The organism is Occallatibacter savannae, assembly GCF_003131205.1.
Taxonomy (GTDB): Bacteria; Acidobacteriota; Terriglobia; order Terriglobales; family Acidobacteriaceae; genus Telmatobacter; species Telmatobacter savannae.
Map to the genome: position 1 here is coordinate 481,601 of NZ_QFFY01000004.1, position 24,664 is coordinate 506,264.

General features: G+C 60.0%; 20 protein-coding genes. 13 read left to right on the forward strand and 7 right to left on the reverse strand.

Features of this window, described 5'->3' with window-relative positions:
- Positions 1-137: 137 nt before the first annotated feature.
- From DHV10_RS17075 to DHV10_RS17085, 3 genes are all read right to left on the reverse strand, one after another.
- A complete protein-coding gene (locus tag DHV10_RS17075) occupies positions 138-2,582 on the reverse strand; it encodes an ABC transporter permease (protein WP_109487579.1) in 2,445 nt (814 codons plus the stop codon).
- A gap of 159 nt (positions 2,583-2,741) precedes the next feature.
- Positions 2,742-5,501, reverse strand: a complete 2,760-nt coding sequence (locus tag DHV10_RS17080) for an ABC transporter permease (protein ID WP_109487580.1) — start codon at positions 5,499-5,501, stop codon at positions 2,742-2,744.
- Between the two features lie 18 nt (positions 5,502-5,519).
- Positions 5,520-5,855, reverse strand: a complete 336-nt coding sequence (locus tag DHV10_RS17085; RefSeq protein WP_109487581.1) for a PadR family transcriptional regulator — start codon at positions 5,853-5,855, stop codon at positions 5,520-5,522.
- A gap of 265 nt (positions 5,856-6,120) precedes the next feature.
- Here DHV10_RS17085 and DHV10_RS17090 point away from each other — a divergent pair, with 265 nt between their 5' ends.
- The 5 genes from DHV10_RS17090 to DHV10_RS17110 all read left to right on the forward strand — a co-directional run bounded on the left by DHV10_RS17090 (position 6,121) and on the right by DHV10_RS17110 (position 11,899).
- A complete protein-coding gene (locus DHV10_RS17090; protein WP_109487582.1) occupies positions 6,121-6,777 on the forward strand; it encodes an energy transducer TonB in 657 nt (218 codons plus the stop codon).
- A 118-nt stretch (positions 6,778-6,895) separates the two neighbouring features.
- The gene (locus tag DHV10_RS17095) at positions 6,896-7,567 is read left to right on the forward strand and encodes a YdeI/OmpD-associated family protein (RefSeq protein WP_162601622.1); all 672 of its coding nucleotides are present in this window, start codon (positions 6,896-6,898) and stop codon (positions 7,565-7,567) included.
- Positions 7,568-7,688: 121 nt separating this feature from the next.
- Positions 7,689-8,489, forward strand: a complete 801-nt coding sequence (gene rlmB / locus DHV10_RS17100) for a 23S rRNA (guanosine(2251)-2'-O)-methyltransferase RlmB (protein WP_109487584.1) — start codon at positions 7,689-7,691, stop codon at positions 8,487-8,489.
- Entirely contained in the window at positions 8,486-10,447 is a 1,962-nt protein-coding gene (locus DHV10_RS17105) for a M1 aminopeptidase family protein (protein ID WP_162601623.1), read from the forward strand. Before rlmB ends, DHV10_RS17105 begins: the two co-directional genes overlap by 4 nt.
- A 69-nt stretch (positions 10,448-10,516) precedes the next feature.
- Positions 10,517-11,899 (forward strand): APC family permease, encoded by a 1,383-nt coding sequence (locus tag DHV10_RS17110; RefSeq protein WP_109487586.1) that lies wholly within the window; start codon positions 10,517-10,519, stop codon positions 11,897-11,899.
- 142 nt (positions 11,900-12,041) lie between these two features.
- Here the strand turns inward: DHV10_RS17110 and DHV10_RS17115 are convergent, their stop codons facing one another.
- Both DHV10_RS17115 and DHV10_RS17120 read right to left on the reverse strand, forming a co-directional pair.
- Entirely contained in the window at positions 12,042-12,296 is a 255-nt protein-coding gene (locus DHV10_RS17115; RefSeq protein WP_109487587.1) for a hypothetical protein, read from the reverse strand.
- Between the two features lie 191 nt (positions 12,297-12,487).
- Positions 12,488-13,408: a TraB/TrbI/VirB10 family type IV secretion system protein gene (locus DHV10_RS17120; RefSeq protein ID WP_162601624.1), complete on the reverse strand. Its 921-nt coding sequence runs from the start codon at positions 13,406-13,408 to the stop codon at positions 12,488-12,490.
- Between the two features lie 408 nt (positions 13,409-13,816).
- Here DHV10_RS17120 and DHV10_RS17125 point away from each other — a divergent pair, with 408 nt between their 5' ends.
- Entirely contained in the window at positions 13,817-14,761 is a 945-nt protein-coding gene (locus DHV10_RS17125) for a hypothetical protein (protein WP_109487589.1), read from the forward strand.
- Between the two features lie 74 nt (positions 14,762-14,835).
- Here DHV10_RS17125 and DHV10_RS17130 read toward each other — a convergent pair whose 3' ends face one another.
- Positions 14,836-15,888, reverse strand: coding sequence for a VWA domain-containing protein (locus DHV10_RS17130; RefSeq protein WP_109487590.1), 1,053 nt, complete (start codon positions 15,886-15,888; stop codon positions 14,836-14,838).
- Positions 15,889-15,946: 58 nt separating this feature from the next.
- Here DHV10_RS17130 and DHV10_RS17135 point away from each other — a divergent pair, with 58 nt between their 5' ends.
- From DHV10_RS17135 to DHV10_RS17155, 4 genes are all read left to right on the forward strand, one after another.
- Entirely contained in the window at positions 15,947-17,404 is a 1,458-nt protein-coding gene (locus DHV10_RS17135) for a VWA domain-containing protein (RefSeq protein ID WP_109487591.1), read from the forward strand.
- Between the two features lie 25 nt (positions 17,405-17,429).
- Complete coding sequence (locus tag DHV10_RS17140; protein ID WP_109487592.1) at positions 17,430-18,275, forward strand: DMT family transporter; 846 nt, start codon at positions 17,430-17,432, stop codon at positions 18,273-18,275.
- Between the two features lie 146 nt (positions 18,276-18,421).
- Positions 18,422-19,162 (forward strand): 3-oxoacyl-ACP reductase family protein, encoded by a 741-nt coding sequence (locus DHV10_RS17145; protein ID WP_109487593.1) that lies wholly within the window; start codon positions 18,422-18,424, stop codon positions 19,160-19,162.
- Between the two features lie 695 nt (positions 19,163-19,857).
- Entirely contained in the window at positions 19,858-20,871 is a 1,014-nt protein-coding gene (locus DHV10_RS17155) for a hypothetical protein (protein ID WP_109487595.1), read from the forward strand.
- A 9-nt stretch (positions 20,872-20,880) separates the two neighbouring features.
- Here the strand turns inward: DHV10_RS17155 and DHV10_RS17160 are convergent, their stop codons facing one another.
- Positions 20,881-21,642 (reverse strand): methyltransferase domain-containing protein, encoded by a 762-nt coding sequence (locus tag DHV10_RS17160; protein ID WP_109487596.1) that lies wholly within the window; start codon positions 21,640-21,642, stop codon positions 20,881-20,883.
- A gap of 157 nt (positions 21,643-21,799) precedes the next feature.
- Here DHV10_RS17160 and cysS point away from each other — a divergent pair, with 157 nt between their 5' ends.
- The 3 genes from cysS to DHV10_RS17175 all read left to right on the forward strand — a co-directional run bounded on the left by cysS (position 21,800) and on the right by DHV10_RS17175 (position 24,646).
- The gene (gene cysS, locus DHV10_RS17165) at positions 21,800-23,299 is read left to right on the forward strand and encodes a cysteine--tRNA ligase (RefSeq protein WP_109487597.1); all 1,500 of its coding nucleotides are present in this window, start codon (positions 21,800-21,802) and stop codon (positions 23,297-23,299) included.
- 81 nt (positions 23,300-23,380) lie between these two features.
- On the forward strand, positions 23,381-23,926 hold the full coding sequence (locus DHV10_RS17170; protein WP_109487598.1) for a DUF4337 domain-containing protein: 546 nt from the start codon (positions 23,381-23,383) through the stop codon (positions 23,924-23,926).
- A 123-nt stretch (positions 23,927-24,049) separates the two neighbouring features.
- Entirely contained in the window at positions 24,050-24,646 is a 597-nt protein-coding gene (locus tag DHV10_RS17175; protein WP_109487599.1) for a hypothetical protein, read from the forward strand.
- Positions 24,647-24,664: the final 18 nt, after the last annotated feature.

Here is a 24,664-nt window from a genome sequence, read left to right on the forward strand (position 1 = left end):
CATGCGCAACAAGCGACCGGCATGGAACAGCACAAAGCCATTGTGTCCACTATACGGCTCCGTGGATGTGAGGTCAATCACCTGAGGCGAAGAGGGGGCGAAGCGAAACGATTTACTATCGCGATTCGGGCGGAAGGTCAATCCTCGTGGAGAACCTTGAGTGGGTCGACTCTCGTTGCACGGACGGCAGGGATGAGGCTGGCTGCAAAGGAGACGAAGACGATGATGATTGTGGCGGCCGCGAATGTGGAGAGATCGCGGACGCTCACTCCGTAGATGAGGCTCGCGGCCACGCGGCCGAGGGCGAATGCAGCGACGAGGCCGATGCCAACACCGACGAGGGTGGGCTTCATGCCTTGCGCGATGACAAGGGCTACGACGTCTTTGAATGAGGCTCCGAAGGCGAGGCGGAGACCGATCTCGCGCATGCGGCGCTTCACGGAGTAGGCGAGCACGCTATAGATCCCGATGCTGCAGAGGAGGAGCGCGAGCGCTCCGAATATGGCGAGGAGCTGCATATTGAAGCTGCGCTGAGTGAGCGTGGTGCCGATGAAGTCTTCGAGGGTGATGACGTTGTCGACGGGGATGTTGGCGTTCACGTCAGCGATGGTCTTTGTGATTGTGGGCGCGAGATTCTGAGGCGGCGTGGAGGTTCGAACAACGAGGGAGAGGCCGAAGGAGCGCCAGGGGCCTTGCGCGGAGTCGCCCACTTGGGCACGCGGCCAATAGAGGGTGGCGATGCCGGAGGTTGTGTCGAGGCCGTTCTGCTTGACGTCGCCGACGACTCCGACGATGGTGCGTTCTTTATCGGGGAAGAACGTCAGCTTGAGGTGATGGCCGATGGGGCTCGCGTTCGGCCAGAACTGGCGGGCCATCGATTTGCTGATAACGACCACTGCGTTTGCGTCGGCGGTGTCACTGTCCTGAATCCGGCGGCCCTCGAGCAGAGGGATCTTCATGGCGTCGAAGTAGCCGGGCGTGACTTCACGGACGGAGACTTCTGGCTGCTCGGACATTGGCACGAGAGGCTGGCCCTCGACGGCTACGGGCTGGTTGGAACCGCCCGCGAGTGGGAGGTCGTCGATGCCGCCGGCGGACTCGACGCCGGGCAGGGCACGGATGCGCTGAAGCAGGGCTCCGAGATACTGATGTTCTTCGGCGGGCTTTGTGAATTGATTCTTCGGGACCTCGAGGGCCATCGTGAGGACATTGCGGGCCTCGAAGCCGGGATTGGTGTTCTGCAGGTTCCAGAGGCTACGCAGCATGAGGCCGGCGCCGATGAGGAGCACGATGGATAGAGCAACTTCGACGGAGACGAGAGCTGAGCGTGTGAGGCTGCTGCCGGTGTCGGAGTCCATGCGGCCCAGGCCTTGCTTCAGTGCTTCGTTCACGTCGCCTTTGATCATGCCTAGCGCAGGGAGGAGACCGGATAGAAGTCCGGTGAGGATGGAAAGGCCGAGCGTGAACCAGAGGACGGATTGGCTCAATCCGATGTCGGTCATACGGGGCAGCTGGTCTGCGAAGAACTTGACGAGGAGTTGGATTCCGAAGTGAGCGAAGAGCAGGCCGAGAGCTCCGCCCGAGACGGCCATGAGCACGGACTCGGTGAGCAGGGGCTGCACAATGCGGTTTCGGCTTGCGCCGAGTGCTGAGCGGATGGCGATCTCTTTGCGGCGGCTGAAGACGCGGGCGAAGATCAGATTTGCGACATTGGCGCAGGCGATGAGGAGGACGAAGCCTACGGCTCCGAGCATCATGAGCAGCGCAGGGCGGATTTCGCCGACGAGGTCCTCGCGCATGGAGATGACTGTTGCGCCCCAGCCTTTATCGTCGGCGGGGTAGGCCTGCTCGAGGCGATGGGAGATGGTGTTCATTTCGGCCTGGGCCTGGGAGAGGGTGACGCCGGACTTGAGGCGGCCGATGGCGAGGAAGTGGTGTTCGCCGCGAACGGCTGCTTCCTGGGCTGTGAGGCCAAGAGGAGTCCAGACGTCGGCGTAGTCGGGCTTGGTCATTTTGGGGCCCATGACGCCAACGATGACGTAGGGGGAGTCGTCGAGGGTCACGGTTCTACCGACTACGTTGGGATCGGCTGCGTAACGTGTCTGCCAGGTTTTGTAGCTCAGGATCAGTTCTTTGTTACGGCCGGGCTGGTCTTCTTCGGGGAGGAAGACGCGGCCGTAGATGGGTTGGACTCCGAGGACAGAGAAGAATCCTGAGGTGACGCGTCCGGCGTGGATCGTCTCGGGCTTGCCGTGGCCAGTCAACTCGTAGCCGCCGTGGCTGTAGAGAGCCATGCCGCTGAAGACGTCGTTCTGCTTTTGCCAGTCGAGGAAGTTGGCAGCGGAGACGGCAAAGCGCGTCATGCCGGGGAAGCTCGACTGCGGTGGTATGTGCCAGAGCTGGACGAGGTGGTCGGGATCCTGGAAGGGGAGAGGCTCGAGAAGGACCGCGTGGACAACGCTGAATATGGCGGTGTTCGCGCCGATGCCCAGGGCCATGATGAGGACGGCGACTGCGGTGAACCCGGGGCTTTTGAGCAGATGCCGGATTGCGAATTTGAGATCCTGGGCGAATTTGGACAAGGCGAGCCTCCAGCTTTGGAGGAGGGATGATGCAAGCGGCGGACCAATTTGTCCGGAGACTTCGAGCTTTGCAATCAGCGCGATTGAAGATCGCGTACGGGAACCACGTGTTCGCGCGCGGACGCGGTGTTCACGAGCGAACAGTGGATCGCGGATGCGCTATTCGCAGCGGAGGGCGATGAGCGGATCGACTTTGGTTGCGCGGCGGGCGGGGAGCCAGGCGGCAGCGAAGGTCATGACACTGACGACGACTGAAGCGGTGAGGAAAGCGACCGGGTCAGTGGCGCTGACATGGAAGAGCTCGGTTTGGAGGAAGCTGGTGAGCCCTTTGGCAATTCCGAGCGAGACGGGAATGCCGATGAGGAGGCCGGCGAGTAGGAGCGTGAGTGATTCGCGGAGGACCATCCAGAGAAGGGCGGGCGCCTGTGCGCCGAGCGCCATGCGGACGCCGATTTCGCTGGTGCGGCGTGCGACCGAGTAGGAGATGAGGCCGTAGGTTCCGATTGCGGCGAGAAAAACGGCGAGGGATGCGAAAAAAGCGGAGAGCCATCCGATGAGACGCTGCGTGGCGATGGAGCTTTCGACCTGAGCGGAAAGCGGCTCGGCTTTGGCGACGGTGATCTGCGGGTTGACCTCGGCGATGATGCGGCGGACAGCAGGGATGAGCGAGGCGGCCAAGACGGTGGACTTGACGGAGAAGTTGCCGAAGTACTGCACGCGCTGGGAGTACGGGAAGTAGGCGGCCATATGCTGGCCCTCGCCGATGCGCATGTATTTGGCATCGCGGACCACGCCGATGATCTCGATGTCGAAATCGAGCTTCTGGCCGTGAGCATTCGGATCGCAGATGCACACGTGATGGCCGAGGGCCGATTCGTTGGGAAAGAAAGTGCGCGCGAGGGTCTCGTTGACGATGGCGACGTGCGGGCTGGTGGCGTTGTCCTGCGCTGTGAAATTGCGGCCGGAGAGCAGGGGGATGCTGGCCGTCTGAAGGTATTGAGTGCCGATTACGTTGTAGAGGACGTCGTCGCTGTTGAGGGTGTTGGGAGTGACATTCTGCGCGGTCATGGGGCTGGACCACGCTCCCTGATTGAAGGTGAACATGGAGAAGGCTGCGGACTGGACACCAGGGAGCGACTGGACTTTTTGCTCGATCTGCTGCTGAAGCTGAGTCAGGCGAGCGTCGAGCGGGAGATTTGCGGAGTACTCGTCTAGCGAGAAGACGGTGACGTTTCGGGGATCGAAGCCAAGATCGACGCGGGTGAGATTGCGGAGGCTGCGGAGAAACAGACCCGAGGCGGCGAGGAGGAGGATGGAGAGCGCGATCTGTCCGACGATGAGCGAGCGCGAGAGTGCGCCGCGCGAAGACGCGGAGGATGCGCCGCGACCGTCGCGAAGAGTAGGCGTCAGGTCGATGCGTGTGGAGCGAAGCGCGGGAGCTATACCGAAGAGCAGCGCAGTGAGCACGGTGACGAGCAGGGTAAAGCCGAGTACGCGGTGATCTGGCGAGAGGTCGAGCAGGGGCATACTCCGCGTGCCTTGCGTATCGAGCGCGAGAAGGAGTTGAAGGCCACGGAAGGCGAGGAGAGTTCCAAGCGCTGCGCCGAGGCCTGCGAGGAGAAAGCTTTCGGTGAGGAGTTGGACTACGATGCGGCGGCGGGTTGCGCCGAGGGCCTGACGTACGGCGAGCTCGCGGGCGCGTGCAACTCCACGGGCGAGAAGCATGTTCGCGATGTTGGCGCAGGCGATGAGGAGCACAAGTGCGACGATGCCCATCAGGACAGTGAGCGGAGCGGTGTAGCGAAGCTTGAGGCCGGGAAGACCGCCGGATGCGGAGACGAGGTCGATGCGGGCTCGCTGGAGTCTGGCAAGGTCATCTTGGGAACCTGCGCCGCCGAGGAATTCAGAGCGCACCAGTTGGCGCAGGAGGAGCGTCGCGGACTCGGCGGCCTGCGTCAGCGGCATGCCGGGCTTGAGACGTCCGACGAGATAGAGAGACTGAAATTTGTAATCGTCGAGCCCGTTCCAACCGGGAGAAATCTCTTTCTGCATCGAGAGCGGGATCCAGAGGTCGGCCGGATCCGCGGGCGCGAGTCCGGTGAAGCCGGGTTTGGCGACGCCGATGATGGTGTAGTCGTGGCCCTGGATGTGGACGGATCGGCCGATCGCGCCAGGATTGCCCTGGAAGTGACGCTGGAACCAGCCCCAACTTGCGACGGCGACCGGGCCGGCGCCGGGAGCGCCGTCATCACTCTCGCCGATGAGACGGCCGAGAGCCGGAGGGACCTCGAGGACATTGAAGTAGGAGCCGGAGACGAGGTCGATGTGGACCTGCTCGGCTGCACCGCCGCCGAGGACGATGTGGCTGCCCATCTGGATGCTGCTCTGTGCGGCGATGCCGGAGAACGGCCGTGTCTGCGCGGAAAAGTCTTTGAAGAACGGATAAGAGAACAGCTGCCACGGGCGATTTGGCATATCGTCGACGCTGCCAACCCAACTGCCTTTTCCGAAGAGATAAAGCTGCTCGGGGTGTGAGACGGGAAGCGGACGAAGCAGAACGGCATTGATGAGGGTAAATATTGCGGTGTTAGCGCCGATGCCGAGGGCGAGTGACGCGAGCGCGACGATGGTGAAGGCGGGAGTTTTGAGAAGACCACGGATGCCGATGCGAAGGTCATGGAGCAGCGATTCGAGGCTGGATTCCCAACGCGAAGACCAGACCTGATGCTTGACGGCATTCCGACTGCCGGTTTGAAGGAGGGCGGCGCGACGGGCATGCTCAGGAGACATGCCGCGGCGCTGGTTGTCAGAGGCTGCGGCTTCAGCGAAGGCGGCAAGCTCGTCGTCGAGTTCGGATTCGATGCGGCGTTTGTGGAACAGGGAATGGAGGCCCGTGATCAAGCTCTTGATGATGCCCATGGCAGACCTCCTGGATGATTACGCTTCGAGGATGCGCGCAATGGCAGCGGTGCGGCGCTCCCACTGTTCGGTTTCGGTTGCGAGTGCTTTGCGGCCTTTGGGGGTGAGGCCGTAGTACTTGGCGCGCCGGTTGTTTTCGGTCGAGCGCCACTCGGACTTGACGTTGCCGGCGCGTTCCATGCGGCTGAGCGCGGGTAGCAGAGATCCGGCATTGACGCGGAACACGCCGCCGCTGATCTGCTCAATGCGCAAAGCAACGCCATAGCCGTGCATGGGCTCGAGGGCGAGTGTTTTGAGGATCAGCATCTCGAGCGTGCCCTGGACGAGATCGCCGTTCGCTTCCTGTTTAGGCAATGCCTTTCTCCTCTAGACGGACTAGAGTAGAAGGATTGCGCGATTCCTCTAGATTGTCAAGAGGTGTCTGGGTTGCAGTTGTCAGTTTCCAGTTGTCAGTCGTCAGTTCCGGTTTCGCACCCCGCGTTCGATCGATCCCGACATTACGCATGGCTCCGTGAGCTCGAGTGGAATGTGATGAGTAGTGACAAGTCGGGCGCTTGGGGAGTTGGTGGAACAGTTTCGTGCGAAAATCGATGGACCGGGCTTCCCCTTGGAGGTCGTCATGGAGAGTCGAACTGAGCGCGGGCGCGGTTCTCTTCGCGGCGTAATTGTCTCTGCTGCAATACATGGAGCGTTCTTTGTCTGCGTGTTCGTGTTTGGCGTGCATGCGCCGGTTGTGATGGTGAAGAGCGTGCATCCGCAGAGGGTTGCGGACCTGGCTTATGCCGGCGGCTCGCACCGGATTCGGATCGTGCTGCCTGCGGCGGAGACGTCGGCTCATGTGAAGGATCCGGACGCTCACGTTGAAGCTTCAAAGAAGACGGCGATCCCGATGCGAGTGCCTGAGCAGTCAAAATCGGGCGGCGGTTCGACAAAGGACCCGCATCATGGCGACGGCACGGGCAAGGCGATGCGAGGCAATGGGGCGGACCGGATCGATATGACGCCGGCGTTCCCGGTGTATTCGCCGCATCCACCGATTCACGATCGCGCGTTACTGCCGCAGACCGCGGAGAAGATCGTGATCGATGTGGATCTGGATGAGGCGGGGCTGGTGGTCAAAGAGACGCTGGTGAAAGGCCTCGGAAACCAGCTTGATGCGATGGTGCTGGGTATCGTGAAGACCTGGAAATTTCAGCCGGCAAAGATCGATGGAAAGCCGGTTGCAAGCCAGGCTGAGGTGGTTTTCCCGCTGGACCGGAACTATCCGGTGGCTTAGGGGCAGTTGCCAGTCTCCCGTTTTCAGTTGTCAGTTCAGTTTTCAGTTGCTCGGAGGCTCGCATCCGGCGTTCTGATATGCGAGGCTCTTAGGCGTGTGCGCTGAACTCGATCCGAAATTGACGAAGACCTTCCGCGCGAAGCTGCTCGTAGCAGAGACATCGCCGCGGTGGGTGTTTGCGCGTGTACCAGTCAATCTCAAAAAGGCGTGGCCTGCGTGGAAGAGCAGGCGCGTCTTTGGAGAAATGAACGGGTTTGCGTTCAAAACGGCGTTGATTCCGGCGGGCGGCAAGGGATTCACGCTCATCGTAAACCGCAAGATGCAGGCGGGGGCTGGCGCGCGTGCGGGCGACACCGTGGAGATCAGGCTTGCGCCGGACCTGGGCGAGGTCGCGATCGATTTGCCGGCGGAGCTCGCAACAATTCTGAAGAGCGACCGTTCGCTGAAGAAGTTCTTTGAGGGGATCAGTCCCTCGATGCGAAAGGGGCTTTCAGACCTTGTCGCCGATCGCAAGAGCCGGGAGGCGCGACAGAAGCGGGCGGACGCGATCGCCGGGGCGCTGATGATGGCAATGGAAGGGGAAACGGAGCCGCCTCCGATCCTGCGCGTTCAATTCCAGTCGCACCCAGGCGCGCAACGTGGATGGGAGTTGATGACGCCCACGCAACGACGAAATCATCTGCTGGGAATCTTCTTTGTCCAGACGGTGGAAGGGCGCGAAAAACGGACAGCGAAGGCGATCGAGAACTGTGTCGACGTGGCGCGCAGACGTTCAGCTTCGGAACAATAGTACGAGTTCTCAACCATTTCCCCCAACTCCCCAGCCGACCGCGCCAAATGAAGTTGCAGGCATCCGTGTCCCAGATGCTGGTTTGATCGGAGCGTTTGGAATTCGGCAATAGACTAGAGCAATGGACGTTCTATATGGCGTGCATCCGGTGGCGGAGGCGCTGAAGGCTGGACGAAGACGCTTCGATCATGTGCTGGTTGCAGCTGAGCGGCACGATGACAGGCTGGCGAGCTTGGTGGCTCATTGCAAACAACTCGGCGTGCGGGTGAGGCAGGAGGCACGCGAACATCTGACGCAACTTGCGGGGACCGCTGCGCACCAGGGCGTGGTGGCGGTGGTGCGTCCGAAGGAACTGCTGACGATTGAGGATTTGCTTGAAGCGCCGGAACCGGGGCAGGCGAGATTGCTGCTGGCGCTGGATGGAGTGGAGGATCCGCAGAACCTGGGGGCACTGCTGCGCGTGGCGGACGGGGCCGGCGTGGATGGCGTGATTGTGACGGAGCGGAGGTCGGCGCCGTTGAGTCCGGTGGCGGTGAAGGCGAGCGCGGGAGCAGTGGAGCACCTGCGGATTGCCAGGGTGGTGAATCTGGTACGCGCGCTCGAGGAGTTGAAAGATCACAATATCTGGGTAATTGGGCTGGATGAGCGCGGCGAGACGGATTACGACCGGTTCGACATGACGGGTGATTGCGTGCTGGTGATGGGGCGCGAGGGCGCCGGGCTGCACGATCTGGTGAAGCGGACCTGCGATCATCTGCTGCGAATTCCGATGTCGGGCGGAGTGAGTTCGCTGAACGTATCGACTGCAGGTGCGGTGGTGCTGTACGAAGCGGCGCGGCAGAGGCGGGCAAAAGCCCGAGATGCGGTTGGCCATGGGGCGGCTCCCGCGTCCAAGAAGAAGCAGAAAGGTTTAGGTTCATGAGGTTGTTTTCCTGCCGTTGCATGGCGTTGTTTTTTGCCATGTTCCTCTTCGTTTACCCGATGAGGGCCCAGAACCCGGGGAGTACCCGTCCAAATCAGGAGAAACCGAGTGATGCGCAGGGTGGCCCTGAGCAGGTGAAGAAGCCCGCCGGGAAGGTCCTGTTTCAGCGATCGCTGGATGGCAGCGGCAACGTGGTGAGCACGACGGGTTCAGAAGCGACTGCGCAGGCGAAGCTGCTGGCCGCTTCCGTTGCGAATGATAGCGAACGTTCTGCGACTGCGATTACGCGGATGGACCTGGATGTGCGGCTGAATACGGAGGCGCAGCAGATAGCGGTGCGCGGCCTCGTGACGGTGCGCAATGCGGGAAGCGCACCGTTGAAGAGGATACCGCTACAGATTTCTTCATCGCTCAACTGGGAGCGGATTCGCGTGGCGGGGCACGACTCCTCGTACTCTGTATCTACGCTGAACTCAGACTCGGATCACACGGGTCGACTGCATGAGGCTGCAGTGGACCTGGCACAACCGCTGCTGACGGATGCGTCCATCGATCTGGATGTTTTGTATTCCGGAAAAGTTGAAGCGACGGGACAACGGTTGATTTCGGTCGGAACGCCGGAGGATGAGGCGTCACATTCGGACTGGGATGCGATCGGAGCAGACCTGACCGGGTTGCGAGGTTTCGGGAATGTGGTCTGGTATCCCGTTGCAAGTAGGCCGGTGATACTGGGAGACGGCGCGAGCCTGTTCGAAGAGATCGGGCGGCAGAAGCTGCAAGCAGAGGGCTCGGCGTTCCGGTTAAAGCTGACCGTCGAGTTTCCGCGTGACCACGCGCCGACCCTCGCAGCGGTGAATGGGCATGCGTTGAACCTGAGCATCTCGAATACGAAGGAGCTCAGCGCTGATGTTGAGGGCATCGCAACCGCGGATACGGGCGACACGAAGCTGAGTTTCGAGTCGCCGAGCTTGTTTGTCACCTCAGAGACGCCGCATACGGGAACACATCTTACGGTTTATTCCGCGACGACGGATGAGATTGCATCGAAGAGCTGGCTGGCTGCGGGGAGCAGGACCGCCCCGATGCTGGAACGTTGGCTGGGGCCGCAGGCTCGAACTGAACTCATCGTCATCGACTTGCCGGATGCGGAGGATGCGCCGTGGGAGTCAGGGCCGCTGCTTGCGATTCCGGTGCGTAATGGTGAGCAGGGGCAGATTGAATCTCTTCTCGCGCATGCGATGACCCATGCGTGGATGGCGCCAAGTCCCTATTGGCTCAATGAGGGCGCGGCCAACTTCATGGGCACTGTGTGGGACGATCAGCAGCATCATCGGGATCGGGCGCTGACAACACTTGAAAGCGGCAGGGGTGCGCTCGCGCTGGCTGAACCCGAGAGCCCGGGCAAGGCGCCTGGCCAGCCGCTCGCACGCGCGAGTTCTCCCGTCTACTACCGCACGAAGTCTGCATGGGTGCTGTGGATGCTGCGGGACATTTTGGGCGACGAGCCGGTGAGTACGGCGCTGCGGGCTTCGAATGCTGCCGGGGATGCGGGTCAGGCTTTCGAAAGGGCGTTGAAGGCCGCGGCGCCCATGAGGGATTTCAGCTGGATTTTTGCGGACTGGATCGATGCGGACCACGGGCTGCCGGATCTGAGTATCGAAAAGGTGTATCCAAACGCGGTGCAGTCGGGAAACTGGCTGGTGTCGGTGACCATCTCCAATGCGGGGTACGCGGCGGCTGAGGTTCCGGTGACGGTGCGGTCGGCGACGAATATGACCACGGAGCGCGTGCTGGTTCCGGCGCGGGGGACGGTGACGCCTCGGCTGCTAGTTCAGGGAAAGCCGACGGAGGCGCAGGTCAATGACGGTACTGTGCCGGAGACGCAGGCGACGGTGCACGTGATGCATCTGGATGAGACCGCGGATGCGCATGCAGGGGCGCAACAACAAATTCGGTAAGGCTCCTTTGCCGGTCCATCCAAAGACCGATGCGCGGCTGTGCCTCGCGTCGGATACGATGAGCAGACCATGAGAGCCGGTTCTGAGTCTTCTGCACAGACAGCTGTAATGCCTGAAGTGGCTGCCTCCGCTGCAACTTCCGATGCTTCGCCGAAGCGGCGGATGGGCGTGTGGGCGGCGACTGCCGTGGTCACGGGCGAGGCGATCTCGTTGGGTATTTTTCTGACCCCGGCAGGTATGGCGAAGTCGCTCGGATCACCGGCTCTGCTTATCGCCGTGTGGTGCGGGATGGCGCTGATCACGCTCGCAGGGGCGCTCTGCTTCACGGAACTCGCGGTGCGGAATCCGGAGGACGGTGGCGAATACGTGTACCTGCGGCGCGGATTCGGGCGGCATGTGGCCTTTCTGTATGGATGGATGGCCGCGGTAGTGATGTACCCGGGGGTCGCCGCGGCGTTATCCGTGGGAATCGTGCCGTATATACAGGCGCTCATTCCTCTGCCGGCGAAGCTTGCGGTATTCGTGCCAGCGTTGGTTCTGGTAGTGCTTGGAGCGCTGAACTACTTCGGCACGCAACTGAGCAGCGGTGTGATGGCAACGCTGAACTGGCTGAAAGTTCCAGTGCTGGCGGCGCTCATCGGATGGGCATTCTTTTCAGGGCACGCAATGATGGCGAATGTCCTGCCGTTCGCAAACCGGCGAGCCGGTTCGGATCCGCTGGTGGATGGAATTGCGGGCGCGACAATCAGTGCATTTTTCTGCTTCGGAGGGTGGTGGGAGGCCGGGAAGATTGCGGGAGAGGTGAAGAATCCTGCGCGCAACCTTGCGGTCGCGTTCTCTGGCGGAGTTTTGATCGTCACGGCGATTTATCTGCTGCTCAGCCTTGCCTTTGTGGCAGTGGTGCCGATGGAGCAGATCGGGTCAAATACGGCATTTGTAGCACTCTTCGGAAAGGCGCTGTTCGGGGCAGCTGGTGGACGCGTGTTGGCGTTGTGCGTTGTGCTGTGCGTTCTGGGAGGGCTGATGGTGCTTACCATGGCGGTCCCGCGGGTGACGCTGGCGCTTGCTCAAAGTGAGGCGGGCAATGCCGGGCGCGGTGCGATGGCCGCGTTTGCAAGGCAACACCCGATATTTGGAACTCCGGCAAATGGTGTGCTTCTGCAGACCGGGATGGCGCTTGTCGTTGTTTCGTTGGGCGCTTTTGACAAAATTCTGGCATACATCATCTTCCCGTCAGTGGTTTTTCTCGCGTTGACCGTTGGCACACTTTTTCGCACCATCTCGCCGGTGAAACGCTGGTGGTACCCTCTGGCGCCGATTGTGTTCATCCTGGGCAGCGGCGTCTTGGCTTTGATGCTGCTGATGCACAACCCGCTCGCGGCGCTGCTGGGGGCCGCAATTGTGCTTTGTGGTTTACCGGTGCGGTTTCTCGTCCGGCGACGAGAAGCCTAGATACACTGCATGCCAACGCGTGCCACCGATCAGTGCTTGCTCCAGCCGTGCATCCCCGCTTTGAAGGCGCGACGGTCGAGAACAGGTTCTTCTGCTTGCAGCAGAGCGAAAGTGAGCTGTAAGAGCCCTTACAACGGGTTGGTCATTCTTTCGATAGCGGTATGCGTGTTCGAGATCTGTCGAGAAAGCGCTTCATGCGGTTTGCCTCCTCGAGTTGGGACGCGACCAGCCGCATATGTCGCCGGATGTGATCGGGATTCTTTAGATCCCGGGCGGCGAGTTCGTCACGCGCAGCATCGAATTCCAGCCGAAGAATGCGGCGTTCCATAAGCTGTCTGAACCGGCTGCTTATCTCGAATCGCTCCTCGACAACTTCTTCTGTGCCATCGTGAAACATGCAGCCTCCTCGAACGACATTTCGCGCTGTTCGACCGCGAGCTCATTCCTGGAGCTGATGCTAAGGGCAAGGCTATTGTTCGGGCCAGATTACGCGGTCGCGAGCCTCGGTAATTCAGGTGCCCTGAAATGGCGCAGGGCTAGAGAGTGACTCTCCAGCCCTGGGGAAGGCGCTGATTGAAGCTGGACTGCTTACCTGCTCATCCCACTGCCATTGCTTTGCGGGGCCATCGCCACCCCGAGAACCATACGCGTGCCGCCATCGAGGTGAACGTCCCGCCGCGCGCCAAGCAGCAAGCCCGACGCGTTGGAGAAGGGCAGACCGTGGATGTCGTTTGCGAGTAGCACGCCGGGTACCGAGGTTGTGCGGATCGCGACATTTCCGTTGCGCGCGACCAGAGTGCCGGGCGCGGCGGGGCTGGCGCTCTGCTGGGCAGAGCCGGGCTGCATGGTCGCATTCGATCCGTTACCTGCGTTGGCTGTGTTCTGATTCATGGTGCCCGTTGACGAAGTTCCACTGGACGAATTCGCCACTGCTCCTGAGGCTGCGCCGGGGGCGGAGCCCATCGAGCCGGTCGGGACTGCGGCGGATGAGGACGCGTCGCCATAAGTCTGAGGAGGGTTGCTGGTGCCGCTCATGCCCTCTGCACCGACAGCGGGCGCAACTGACTGGATCACGGATTCGATCGGGAGGGTCTGGCCGCCTTTCAATTCTGCCCTGTCGAATTGGATCGCGATCTGCGCGTTCTCGTGCCCGTCGCTTCGCGGCTGAACATTGGTGATGCGGCCGATCAGCTTCGAGCCACGCGGGATTTCCGTGCCTTGGCTTATTTGGAGGTTTTCATCCGTCTTCACGACGACGCTGTCGCCCTGCTTGGCAGATTTGGAATCGAGCTTGTCGACGAGCTCCGCGCTGACCGGTTTCAGTGCGTCCGCAGCCGGGCTTTTCACCGCATCGGCTCCCGGTTGGCCGGGCGCCTGAGGAGTTGCGGTCGGAGCGACGGGGGGAATCTGCTGCTGTTGTTGCTGCTGAGAAGTTGGTTCCTGCTGAGCTGTTCCGGGGAAACTTGAGAAAGTGGCGAGGCCCACTGCGATGAGAGTAGCGGCTTTCATGATCAGGTCTTCCATTGAGACACCGTCCGGGGGAGGGAATACGCGCGCAGTCGATCGTGTACTGGCACGATCGTTGCCAAATGTGAGTAGATGCGGAATTTAGTCAGCAGGCGACTGAATGTGCAAGAAATTGAGTTACTTCATGAGCCGCTTGCGAAAGCTGCAGGGGGGGCGGTTGGCTTTTACAGGTGCCACTTTTGTGGCATGCGTGTAATTTTCGCTAGGTACAAATTGCCGAAGAGCCCGCGTTTTGCGGCGATTGTTGATCTGGGATTACCGGTAGTGACCGGGGGATGAATCGACGTACTGTTGACATGAGTTGGCTCGTTCGGGCAGTCTCATGCGAACGACTGCGGATTTGGTCGGTTTCCGCGGCGGACCAACCCTGGAGACTAGCGAAAAATGAAAATGAGAATACTACCCCTGCTGGTGTGTAGCGGAGCACTGGCCATCACTGCCACAGTGCAGGGTCAGGGAAACAGCCAAACCGAGTATCTGGATGCGCAGAAGGAACCGCCGATGCTGGGCATCCACTGGGCGCGAGGATTCCAGCCCAATGCGAGAGCGGCGGAAGAGGCAAAGGACGCGAAGGCAGCTCTCGGAACTCGCCGCAGCCCGAACATGACCAACCATGGCGGCGTAATCATGCCTCAGGCGAACACCACTGCAATCTTCTGGGGAACGAGTTGGGGAAGCTACTCCGGCGACAAGATAACTGGCATCGACTCCTGGTACCAAGGATTCAGCAATTCCAACTATGCCAAAACGTCAGATGAGTACACGGGTACGAACGGACAAGTGGGCCCCGTTGTGAATCACTCCGGTCATCTCATCGACACTTCTGCTTCTTCAGGCGGAGGGAGTACTTCTACCATCCTGTCGGAGGTCTGCAAGGTCATTAAGAACAACCCAGATCCGAGCGGGAATGGATACTACGCCGTTTACACGGACACTCCGCGTGGGAATGCCGGCTATTGTGCATGGCATAGCGCGGGTACTTGCAGCAACGGTGTCCGGCTGCAATTCGCCTATTTTTTCAAGCTGGATGGCGATGCAGGTTGCGATCCGCAGGACACGACCACGGGGCATTCACAAGGCCTGGCTGCGATCGCGAACGTGAGCGGTCATGAGCTATCGGAAGCGAGAACCGACCCGGCGAGCCCGGGCGCATGGTACGACTCGCAAGGCGCGGAGAATGGCGATAAATGCGCGTGGACGTTCAATGTGCCGTCTGTAACGTTCTCGAACGGAACGGTATGGAAGATTCAAGGCGAGTGGTCGAATGCGGCCTATACCGCTGGGACCGGGTATCCGAACAACTCGGGACAGAAGGGCTGCGTCGACGGTCATTGAGATCTGGACTTCCTGTAACCAAGAAAGGCCGCCGAAACTGGCGGCCTTTTCTTTTGCGGGTGCGGGCAGCGGTTTTACTTCTGCTCGCCTTTGGGGGCGTAATAGCCGCGGCGGACCTGGACCTTCATGTCATCGCCTTTGCACTGGACGGAGATATGACGGAAGGTGCCATCCTGTTTCGCATTTGTCGGCGTGTAGCTGGCGAGGTACTCGGTGCGGAGCTCTTCCTCGATTTGCTGGAAGGCCGCTTCGAGCTTGCGGCCATTTGTGCCGACGTTGATGAGGCGGCCGCCGGTCTCTTCGGACAGCTTCTTGGCGGCGGAGAAGCCCGAGTAGCCGAACCCACCGTAGAAGCTGGGCTCGGCAATCAGGATCACGTACACGATGGTGTTGGCCTTCTGCGCGGCGGCGATGGCTTCCTGAATTTTGTGATCGCTGCCCTGGTCGTCGCCGTCCGTCAGGATGATGAGAGCTTTACGGCCGTTCTGGTCGGCCATCTTTTCATTGGCGGCGAGGAAAATGGAATCGTAGAGCAGCGTGCCCTTGGGGCCGCCGTGGGTGGGAATGGTGCCTCCGCCAAGGCCCGGGATGCCTGAGCCGCCATTGCCGCCCGCGGTGTTGATCTGGGCCTTGTTCATGGCGCGCTCAAGCATGCGGGGGCTGTTGGTGAAATCCTGGAGCAGATCGATATTCACATCGAAGGAGACGAGAAAGGCCTGGTCCTTGGATTTGAGTACGCGCTCGAGGAACTGACCGCCGGCCTGCTGCTCGAGGGGAAGCACGTCGATTTGGCTGCCGGAGGTGTCGAGCATCAGGCCCAGGGTCAGGGGCAGATGGGTCTCAGCGCTGAAATTCTTGAGAGTTTGCGGCACCTTGTCTTCGGCGACAGAACAGTCGTCCTTGGTGAGGTGCGGGACCAACTCGCCCGAGTGGTTTTTAACGGTGAAGAACAAATCAACCAGGTTGACGTTCAGGCGCAGGGTCCCCACGGACTGGTCGTCGTCAGGTGGCGGCGGGGCGTTGCTTACAGGCGGGGCGTCGGGCGATGGAACAAGCTGTCCCCATGCTGCCGCCGAGAACAGCGGAAGGGCGACAAGAAGAAACACGAAATAGCGGGGGACTCGCATCTTGGTAAGTTGGACGCCAAAAGTGGCATGAAAGAGAGCACTCCCATTGTAATGAGAGATGCAAGCGAGGCTGTTTCCGGGGCTTGGGGGCAACCTGCAGGCCGTTGGTGCGTCTGATAATCTGACGGTTGCGACTCATGTGGGGGAACTCAAGTGGGGCGTGCTGCGCGCCGGGGAACTGTTCGGCGCAGGGCTGTATGGGGAGGAAAGAACACCTGTGGACCGTGGCTTAAGAGCACTGGCGCTGACGGCAGTTTTCAGTACGTGGATAGGTGTCGGCGCGGCGTGTGCGCAGTCGACGGATCAGCAGGTGCCTGACGCTCCGAAGCCGCAGCCTTCCACGGCTCCCCTGAAGGATATCGGTCCGATTACGCCGGGTATCGGGGCATCGGCAGGACCGACGAGTTCGAGCGCGGACGTGCCGCAGCAGGCGGCACCGAAAGCTCCGCCGACGCCGCCTACGGACGTGCAGACGACGCCGCCGGAAGGCGGGACACCAGAGGAAATCGCGTCGGTCGTTCGTACGTACACAACCTACGTCGAGGTTCCGGTCACGGTGAAGGATCAGAAGGGCAATCCGGTGGCGGGACTTACCTGGCGTGACTTCAAGGTGTACGAGAACGACAAGTGGGAGCCCTTGAAGATTTTCTCCGTCGACCCCGCACCGCTCTCGATGGCCTTTGTTGTCGATCAGAGCGTGACCATGGACGTGATGGAGAAGGTGAACAACTCACTCGGGGCGATCCAGGGTGCGCTGTCTCCGTACGATGAGATTTCGGTGTTCACCTACAACAACGGTCCGAGGAAGCTGACGGAGTTTACGGGAGCACAAGGCAATCGCGTGCCTGTCGTCTTGGCCATGGCGAAGGCAAGCGGTCGCGAGGAAGCCACGCCAGTGAACAGCGGCCCATTTGCGGGGTGTTCGATCAGCAAGAACGGCGGGTGTCTTGATTCGAACCCGACGATTCAGCGCGGCGGAGCCACGGGAAACTCCTCGTTCATCACGATCCCGAAGGAAATCCACACTCTGAACGATGCGATTCTGGCAGCGGCGAAGGAACTGACGAATCGGCCTCAGGGACGGCGCCGGATCATTTACGTGATCTCCGACGGCAAGGAGTACGGAAGCAAGGCCGCCTACCGGGACGTGCTCCGGTACCTGCAGACCAACAAGATTGCGGTGTACGGGACTCTGGTGGGCGATGCCGCGCGTTGGGGCGAGGGGTACATCAGCCGGCTGCATCTGCCGTTCACAATGTATGACAACCGGCTGTACGGATATGTACAGGCGACGGGCGGACTCCTGCAGTCCGAGCGCGATCTGAACGGGATTGAAAAGAGCTACGCCCAACTTGCGGAGCAGGCACGCAACCAGTACATGCTGGTGTACGCCAGCCACGAGCCTCCCTTCGACAGCAAATACCGCAAGATCGAGGTTCGGGTGGATCGGCCCGGCGTCGAGGTTATCGCGAAGAAGGGCTACTACCCGTCGAGCCGGGATAACGTCCAGCACTAATCGACGACTGCAAGGTCCAGACAAGATGGTTTCATCCGGGGCTACAGCAGGCCTGAGCCTGCTCTCTGCGGCTACGTGGGGAGGGTCGGATTTCGCCGGTGGGTGGGGCGCGCGCCGGGCTTCGAGCCTGCTGATTACGGCTTCCGGACAGGTCGTATCGCTCGCGGCGCTGCTTTGCATTTGCCTTGCGCTGCGGCTGCCGGTTCCTGCGACGAAATACCTGGTCTATGCAGGCATCGGCGGGTTCGAGGGGGCGTTTGCGCTGGCGATCTTCTATCGGGCACTGGCGATGGGCGCCATGGGATTGACGGCTGCGCTGACCGGGCTGCTCACAGCGCTGGTTCCGGTGGTGTTTGACTTGCTCCATGCGGGATGGCCGGGGATGTTTACGACTGCGGGTCTCGCGCTCGGGCTAAGCGCGATCTGGATGATTTCGCAGTCCCAAGGCGCGTCCGGTTCGGGAACACCGGCCAGGGCGCTGTTGCTGGGGGCATGTGCCGGCACCGGGTTTGGGGCTCAGCTGATTCTTTTCAAGATGGGCGCCGAGGGTGGGGTGCTCTGGGCCCTGACCTCAGGCAGAATTGCAGGCGCAGTCGCAATTCTGCTTACCGTGGCGATCGCGCGCCCGAAGGGTGGCTGGAGCGGATTCTGGCTTGCCGGGATCATCTCAGGGAGCCTGGATGCGGTGGGAAACCTCTTCTACATGCTGGCTTCGCAGAAGGGCAGATTGGATGTGGCGGCCGTGATCTGCTCCATGTATCCGGCGGGAACGATCGTGTTGGCAGGGCTGATCCTGCGCGAGCGGCCGACCAGAAAGCAGCTTGCGGGGATGGGCCTGGCGCTTGCAGCCGTCGCGCTGCTCAGTGCGTAGCTTTGATCCACCATCTACATGGTGCACCTATTGCACTCGACAAACTCCTCCGTTGGCCTTCCTCGAAGTCTCTTTGCTGGTCATGCGCTATAGTCATGGGACGATCGCTCCAGCGGTGAGGGAGATGGATCGGGAGGTGATCCAGAATGCCGTCACTGAGTGGAAAATCTGCATTGGTTACAGGTGGCTCGCGAGGGATCGGCGCTGCGATTGCTTCGCGGCTCGCCAGACAAGGAGCCGATGTGGCCGTGACCTTTAGTTCATCGCCGGAACGCGCACAGCGGGTCGTCGACGATATCAACCGAGAGGGCGGTAAGGGCCTGGCCATCAAGGCGGACGCTGCGGATCAAAGTGCTGTGAGGGCTGCAATTCAGCAAGCGGCGAAGGAGTTCGGGAAAATCGACATTCTAGTGAACAATGCTGGAGTGCTGGCCCTTGGGCCAATTGCGACATTTTCTGCCGAGGATTTTGAGCGAGCGCTCTCAGTGAACGTGCGCAGTGTCTTCACCGCGATCCAGGAGGCGCTGAAGCACATGCCTGATGGAGGACGGATTATCACGATCGGTTCGGTGAACAGCGAGAGAATGCCGTTCGAAGGAGGGTCGGTGTACGCCCTGACAAAAGGCGCGGTCGCGAGTTTCACAAAGGGGCTTGCACGTGATTTAGGCGCAAGAAAGATAACCGTGAATAACATCCAGCCGGGTCCAGTAGACACGGAAGCGAATCCGGCGAGCGGCCCGTTCGCGGATACGATGATGGGACTGCTGGCAATGAAGAGATATGCTCACGCGGAAGAGATCGCTGCCATGACGGCTTACCTGGCAGGGCCCGAGGCAGGATACGTGACGGGGGCTTCCTTGCTCATCGACGGTGGATTCGCGGCATAATCGTGAAACTGGAAGCATTCGCGCGAACCTGCTAGACGTGGCGTATCTAGAGACTCAGCAGCCGTTTGCAGCAAGAGCCATGGTTATGCGAGCTAAGACGTTGTTCACAGGTAACAATCGGGGAAGACCTAAGTTCCGCCGGGAGCAGTTACTGAATGTCTTGACGTGCGATAGAGACCTAAGGATACTAAGCAGAACCTGCAAAAAAAGGGGTTAGCGCGACTTTGGGCTCACAAACATCTCCCTCGCTATCATCATGGCTGGCTATCGCGCTGATCGCGGTAATCGCAGCTATTCTGGTCGCGCCCGATGTCGAACTGCCCGACACTACTTTGCAAGGCAACAACGCGCCCGTCGCCCTTCACATAGTTTCTCATCATGTGCCGCACGGGAAACAGCAGCTTCGTGGAGTGCCGATCAATGAACTGAGTGGATGCGTGCAGACGGCGAGCAGGTGCAGATCTCGCGTCACTGATTTGGCCGCGCCTCCTGAGCCACATCCGATCTTGCGCTGCTAGGGAAGTTCTCGTCGTGACAGGACCCCTCCGCTTCCTACTTACGATTCTCATCGTGAATTCACCTGAGTGTTTCAATCCTTAAGCATCATAGGCTGAGAGCGCCGCAGGATTGCCAATCGCACGCTTTCTGACCGACCCAGCGACAGGTTGGGCGCAGCCTAACGCAGGAGACCATCTATGGGCGCCGGAACTGTTTCGTCGTCTCTGCTTGTTCAGGAATTAGACCGTGCCCGATCTGACCTTTCCGCATTCAATCTGGATTGGTGGCTGGAGATTGCCCGAAGCTTTCCGGGATACCGTGAGGCGACCTTCATCCGCGGGAAGGAGACACTAGGAAGATTGCCTTATGTTTTAAGGAAGAATCGTATAGGTCTGACGTTCGGACACGATCCATACTGGGCGCACCTTGGCGGGCCCATCGTCCAGGAGAGACTGAGCATCTCCGAGCAGGCAGATGCAATCCGCTCTTTGGTTCAACAGCTACCCAAAAGAGCCTCCTTAACGTTCGTCTGCGATCCAACCGTGAGTTATGCCGGCTTGGTGAGGAGCGCCTTTATTCAGGCCGGGTTCGAATATACGAGCCAACTTACCTATGTACGCCTGCCTGAAGACGGCGACGTTCTGAGTGAGAAGAGCCGCAAGCATCGCGGTCATATCAAGCGCGCAGCCAAAAGCCTCGACTGCATCGACGTAAGTGCATGCGAATTTGTGCAGTTCTTCAAGGAGAACCTTGATGCGCGAGGAAAACAGAGTTACGCTCCGCTGGATATGTTGCCGCAACTGATCGGGCGAGCTGTTGAACGCGGCTGCGCGCGTGCGATCGCTGCAGTGGCAAAGTCGCAGAGCCCGCAGGGGCCCCGGCCAACTCTTGATGCAGCCATCGTATATATCTGGGACGATCGCCGATGCTACTACTGGCTTTCAACACATCGAGTAGCCGGGGCGGGAAGCAAACCTCACCCCGACGCGGTGAAGCTCTTGCTTGTGAATGCCATGGAGCACGCCCAGAGCATGGGACTGGTATTCGATGCGGACGGAGTTGTGACGCCAGGTGCGGACCATCTTTACCGCACGATTCTTGGGTTCAGGATCGAGGAGCGCCGAGATGTATTCGTGCGCCTGAATGCGCTCGAACGGATGTACCAGAAATCAAGACTCAAATTGATGCGAGGTCGGTCGGATGCAGGTTAACCCTCGGGATCACGGTTTGCGGAAGGTGAGGCAGTAGAGCTTTCCTCCGCAAATTTCCCGTGCAGAGACGTCTCTCATCTCCGACGGCACAAGATCGATGGGGCAGCGGACCTTTTCCGAACCTGGCGGGAAGCTGCTCCTAACACCTGGTGTGCGCTGGTAATTATCGCGAATGGTGCGCTCAGTTTCGTCGACAATGACGATCTTCGTGCCGGGCTTGGCGACCCATATCATCTCCTTGATCGCCCGAAGCCTGTCAGTGAAGAAGTTGATGCCACCCGCGTGGAAGACGCAATCGAATGCGCCGGCCTTGAAGGGAAGCCGTTCGGCTTCGGCCTGAAAAAGGTGAGCATTGCGGCGCCATTTCAGAAGGTTCCGCTGGCATTTGTTGAGCATTCCCCAAGAGATATCCACTCCATAGAACTCGATGTCATGAGGAAGGAAGCGAAGGTTCGCGCCGGTCCCAACGGAGACTTCAAGGACGTTGGCTTGAGGCTTGAGCTCAAGTTCGCTCATGAATTCATGGCGGTAGCTGGGCTTGCGCGTAAACCAGTGATACAGGCGTTCGGCGAAGTCATAGCCGGGCGCGATCCGATCGTATAGGGTTTGATATTTAAGGTTGGGCCCAGTGACTGTGCTGACGAACAGAGGGATGCCGTCTCGAATGGGATAAATGCGGCCCGTCGCCGTATTACGCAAGTTGGTGCCAGCGCGCTCGAGTGCGTAGCGCGTGTCGGGATCACACAGTAGTGATAAGACGAGATCTTCCATTTCACCGATTTTCTGGCGCCGGCATGCAGGGGCTTCCAAGCAGAATACGCCGGATATGGGGTCACCTGGACTGGGCGCAAAAGTAACGTGGAATCCCACCCGTAATCCCCGCTGCTACAATCGGGTAGATCGAATGACCCTTGATTTGACTGAGGAAATGAGCTCCCTGCCCGCGACGACGACCTTGCGCTTGTTCAATACCCTCTCAGGAGAAGTGGATGAACTGGTTCCTTCCGACGGCAAGGAACTGCGGATGTATGCCTGCGGGCCTACGGTCTACGACTACGGGCATATTGGAAATTTCAGGACGTTCCTCGAGATCGACGTCCTGCGGCGGTTCCTGAAGCTGACGGGCGTGCAGCTGCGCCATGTCATGAACATCACGGACGTCGACGACAAGATCATCCGCAACTCATCCGCCGCGGGGATCTCGATCGGCGACTACACGAAGAAGTATGTCGAGGCGTTTTTCGAGGACCTGGATGCGCTGGGTGTGCAGCGGCCAGAGATCATTGCGCGGGCGACGGAAAACATCGACCGCATGGTTGAGCTGATCGAGAAACTCAAGGAAGCGGGAGCGGCTTACAAGACCGAGGACGGTTCGTGGTACTTCAAGCTGAAGGCGTTTCCTGAGTACGGGAAGCTGAGCAAGAAAGACCTGAGCGGCATGGAAGACGGCGCACGCGTCGACGTCGATGAGTACGAGAAGGATTCTGCGCGTGATTTTGCGCTCTGGAAAGCTCCAAAGCCAGGCGAGACGGCGTGGGATACGGTGATCGGGCGAGGGCGACCAGGCTGGCACATTGAGTGCTCGGCGATGTCCATGAAGTACCTGGGCGACAGCTTCGATCTGCATGCGGGCGGCGAGGATTTGATGTTCCCGCACCATGAGAATGAGATCGCACAGAGCGAGAGCGTGACGCACCAGCCGCTGGCGCGGCATTGGATGCATGTGCGGTTCCTGCTGGTCGACGGGAAAAAGATGTCGAAGAGCGAGGGGAACTTCTACACGCTCAGGGATCTGCTGCTGAAGGGGTATAAGGCTTCGGCGATACGGCTGGCGCTGATTTCAGTGCCGTATCGTCACCAGTTGAACTTTACGTTCGATGGGCTCGTGGATGCGACAGCGGCGATCGACCGGCTGCGGACATTCAACGGTCGGCTGACGAAGGGGAAATTCGAGGCGGGCGAAAATCCCGAGGTGCAGGCTGCGGTGAAGAAGAGTCACCAAGACTATATGGCGGCTCTTGCAAATGATCTGAATACCGCTGAGGCACGTGCACCGATTTTCGACCTGGTGCGGCTGTCGAACACGGCGATGGATCAGGGGAAGTTCTTCGAAGCCGATCGCGAGGCAGTGAAACGCGTGCTTGCGGACTTCGATGCGGTGTTCGCGGTGATCGAGGATCGTGACGCGGAGCCGATGCGCAAAGCGGTGGAGTGGGCTAAGCAAGAGGGGCGCGAAGCCGACGTTGCTCCGGAACTGCTGGCCCAGGTTTCATTGACGGATGACGCGATCAATGCGCTGCTTGCGGAACGGGATCAGGCTAAGCGGCGCCGAGACTTTGGGCGTGCAGATGCGATCAGGAAAGAGCTGACCGAGAAGGGCATCGTCATCGAGGACTCGAAGGATGGGGTCAGGTGGAAGAGGAAGTGAAAAGGCTGGGAGTAGAGAACCGGGACTAGAAAGTAGACGATCCCCTCTGGGTCACTTTGGGAGAGCGAGAGGTCGAGTCGTATGGAAGCACATGAGGTTCAGGAACTGAAAGAGCACGCGGAGCACGGGGCGCACGAGTCGGAGTTGCGGCCGGTGGCTTTCACGATGAGCGTGTTGGCGGTGCTGGTAGCGATTACGACGGTGCTGGGGCACCGAACGCATACCCAGGCGGTCCTCTTCCAGAACAAGGCCACGGATCAATGGAACGAGTACCAGGCGAAGAAGATTCGTTCGTACAACACGAGCCTCGCGAGCGATATGCTGAACGCGGTCACGATTGGTGACAAGGAGAAGGCTGAAAAAATCGCCAAGGGCTATGCCGATCACCAGGAGAAGTGGAACGAGGACCTGAATGAGGAGCAGGAAAAGGCGAAGGGACTCGAGGAGAAGGTAGAGCAGGCAGAGGCTCGCGCAGATCGCTACGATCTGGCAGAAGCGCTGCTGGAGATCGGGCTCGTGATCACCTCAGTGACGCTGCTGACCAAAAGCCGGATCTACTGGTACTTCGGAATGCTGTTTGCGCTGGGCGGTATTGCTTCTGCGTTGTCGGTGCTGGGGCTTAAGTAGCCCGGAACAATCCGAGTTGTGAGCGATGCGCTCGGGTTTCGCGGTGCGACAGAGTGATAGACTGACCGCGCTATGAATGCTCGTCTTCTTCTACCGGTTTTCTCTTTGGTGGCACTCTGTGCAATGGGACAGCAGCAGCAGGTCCCTCTTCCGGCGCCGACACCCGATGACTTCGGATTTGAATACCACGTGCCATCCGGGTGGGATGCGATCGATGCGCAGTCAACGCTGCCCGAGGTAAAAGCGCAACAGAGCGCAAATGCGAAGACGGACGAGGAAAAGAAGGAGATCGCCTGCATCCAGGTGCCGGTGAGTGCGCGCAAGGGACAGCCACCCTCGTTCCTTGCGACCATGGCTCTGCCGTTCGATTGCTTCGGACAGATCATGACGGAGAAGGATCTGCCAGGTTTTGCGGAAGGCGCATCAGAGGGGCCGCGAGCGTTTTTCGATTTCAGCGATCCGACGTTCGGGTCGTACAAGCTGGGAGATCACAGCATGTGGATCGAGCGCGCAAAGGGGAACCCTAAAGGCCACCCAGAGATGGGCTATACGCTGGAAGTCGCGTGCAGCCTGCTGAAGCGTGCAGCTGTGTGCTGGATGACGGTCGCGGGAGATGAGGCTTCGCTGAAGCAGTTTGAAGGAACTGCGGTGACTCTCGACGGAGATTTCAATGCGGAACTGGTGCCGGCGAATGCGTTTGAAAAGAAGCCCGGAATGTAGAATCCGGGCTTCTCTCGT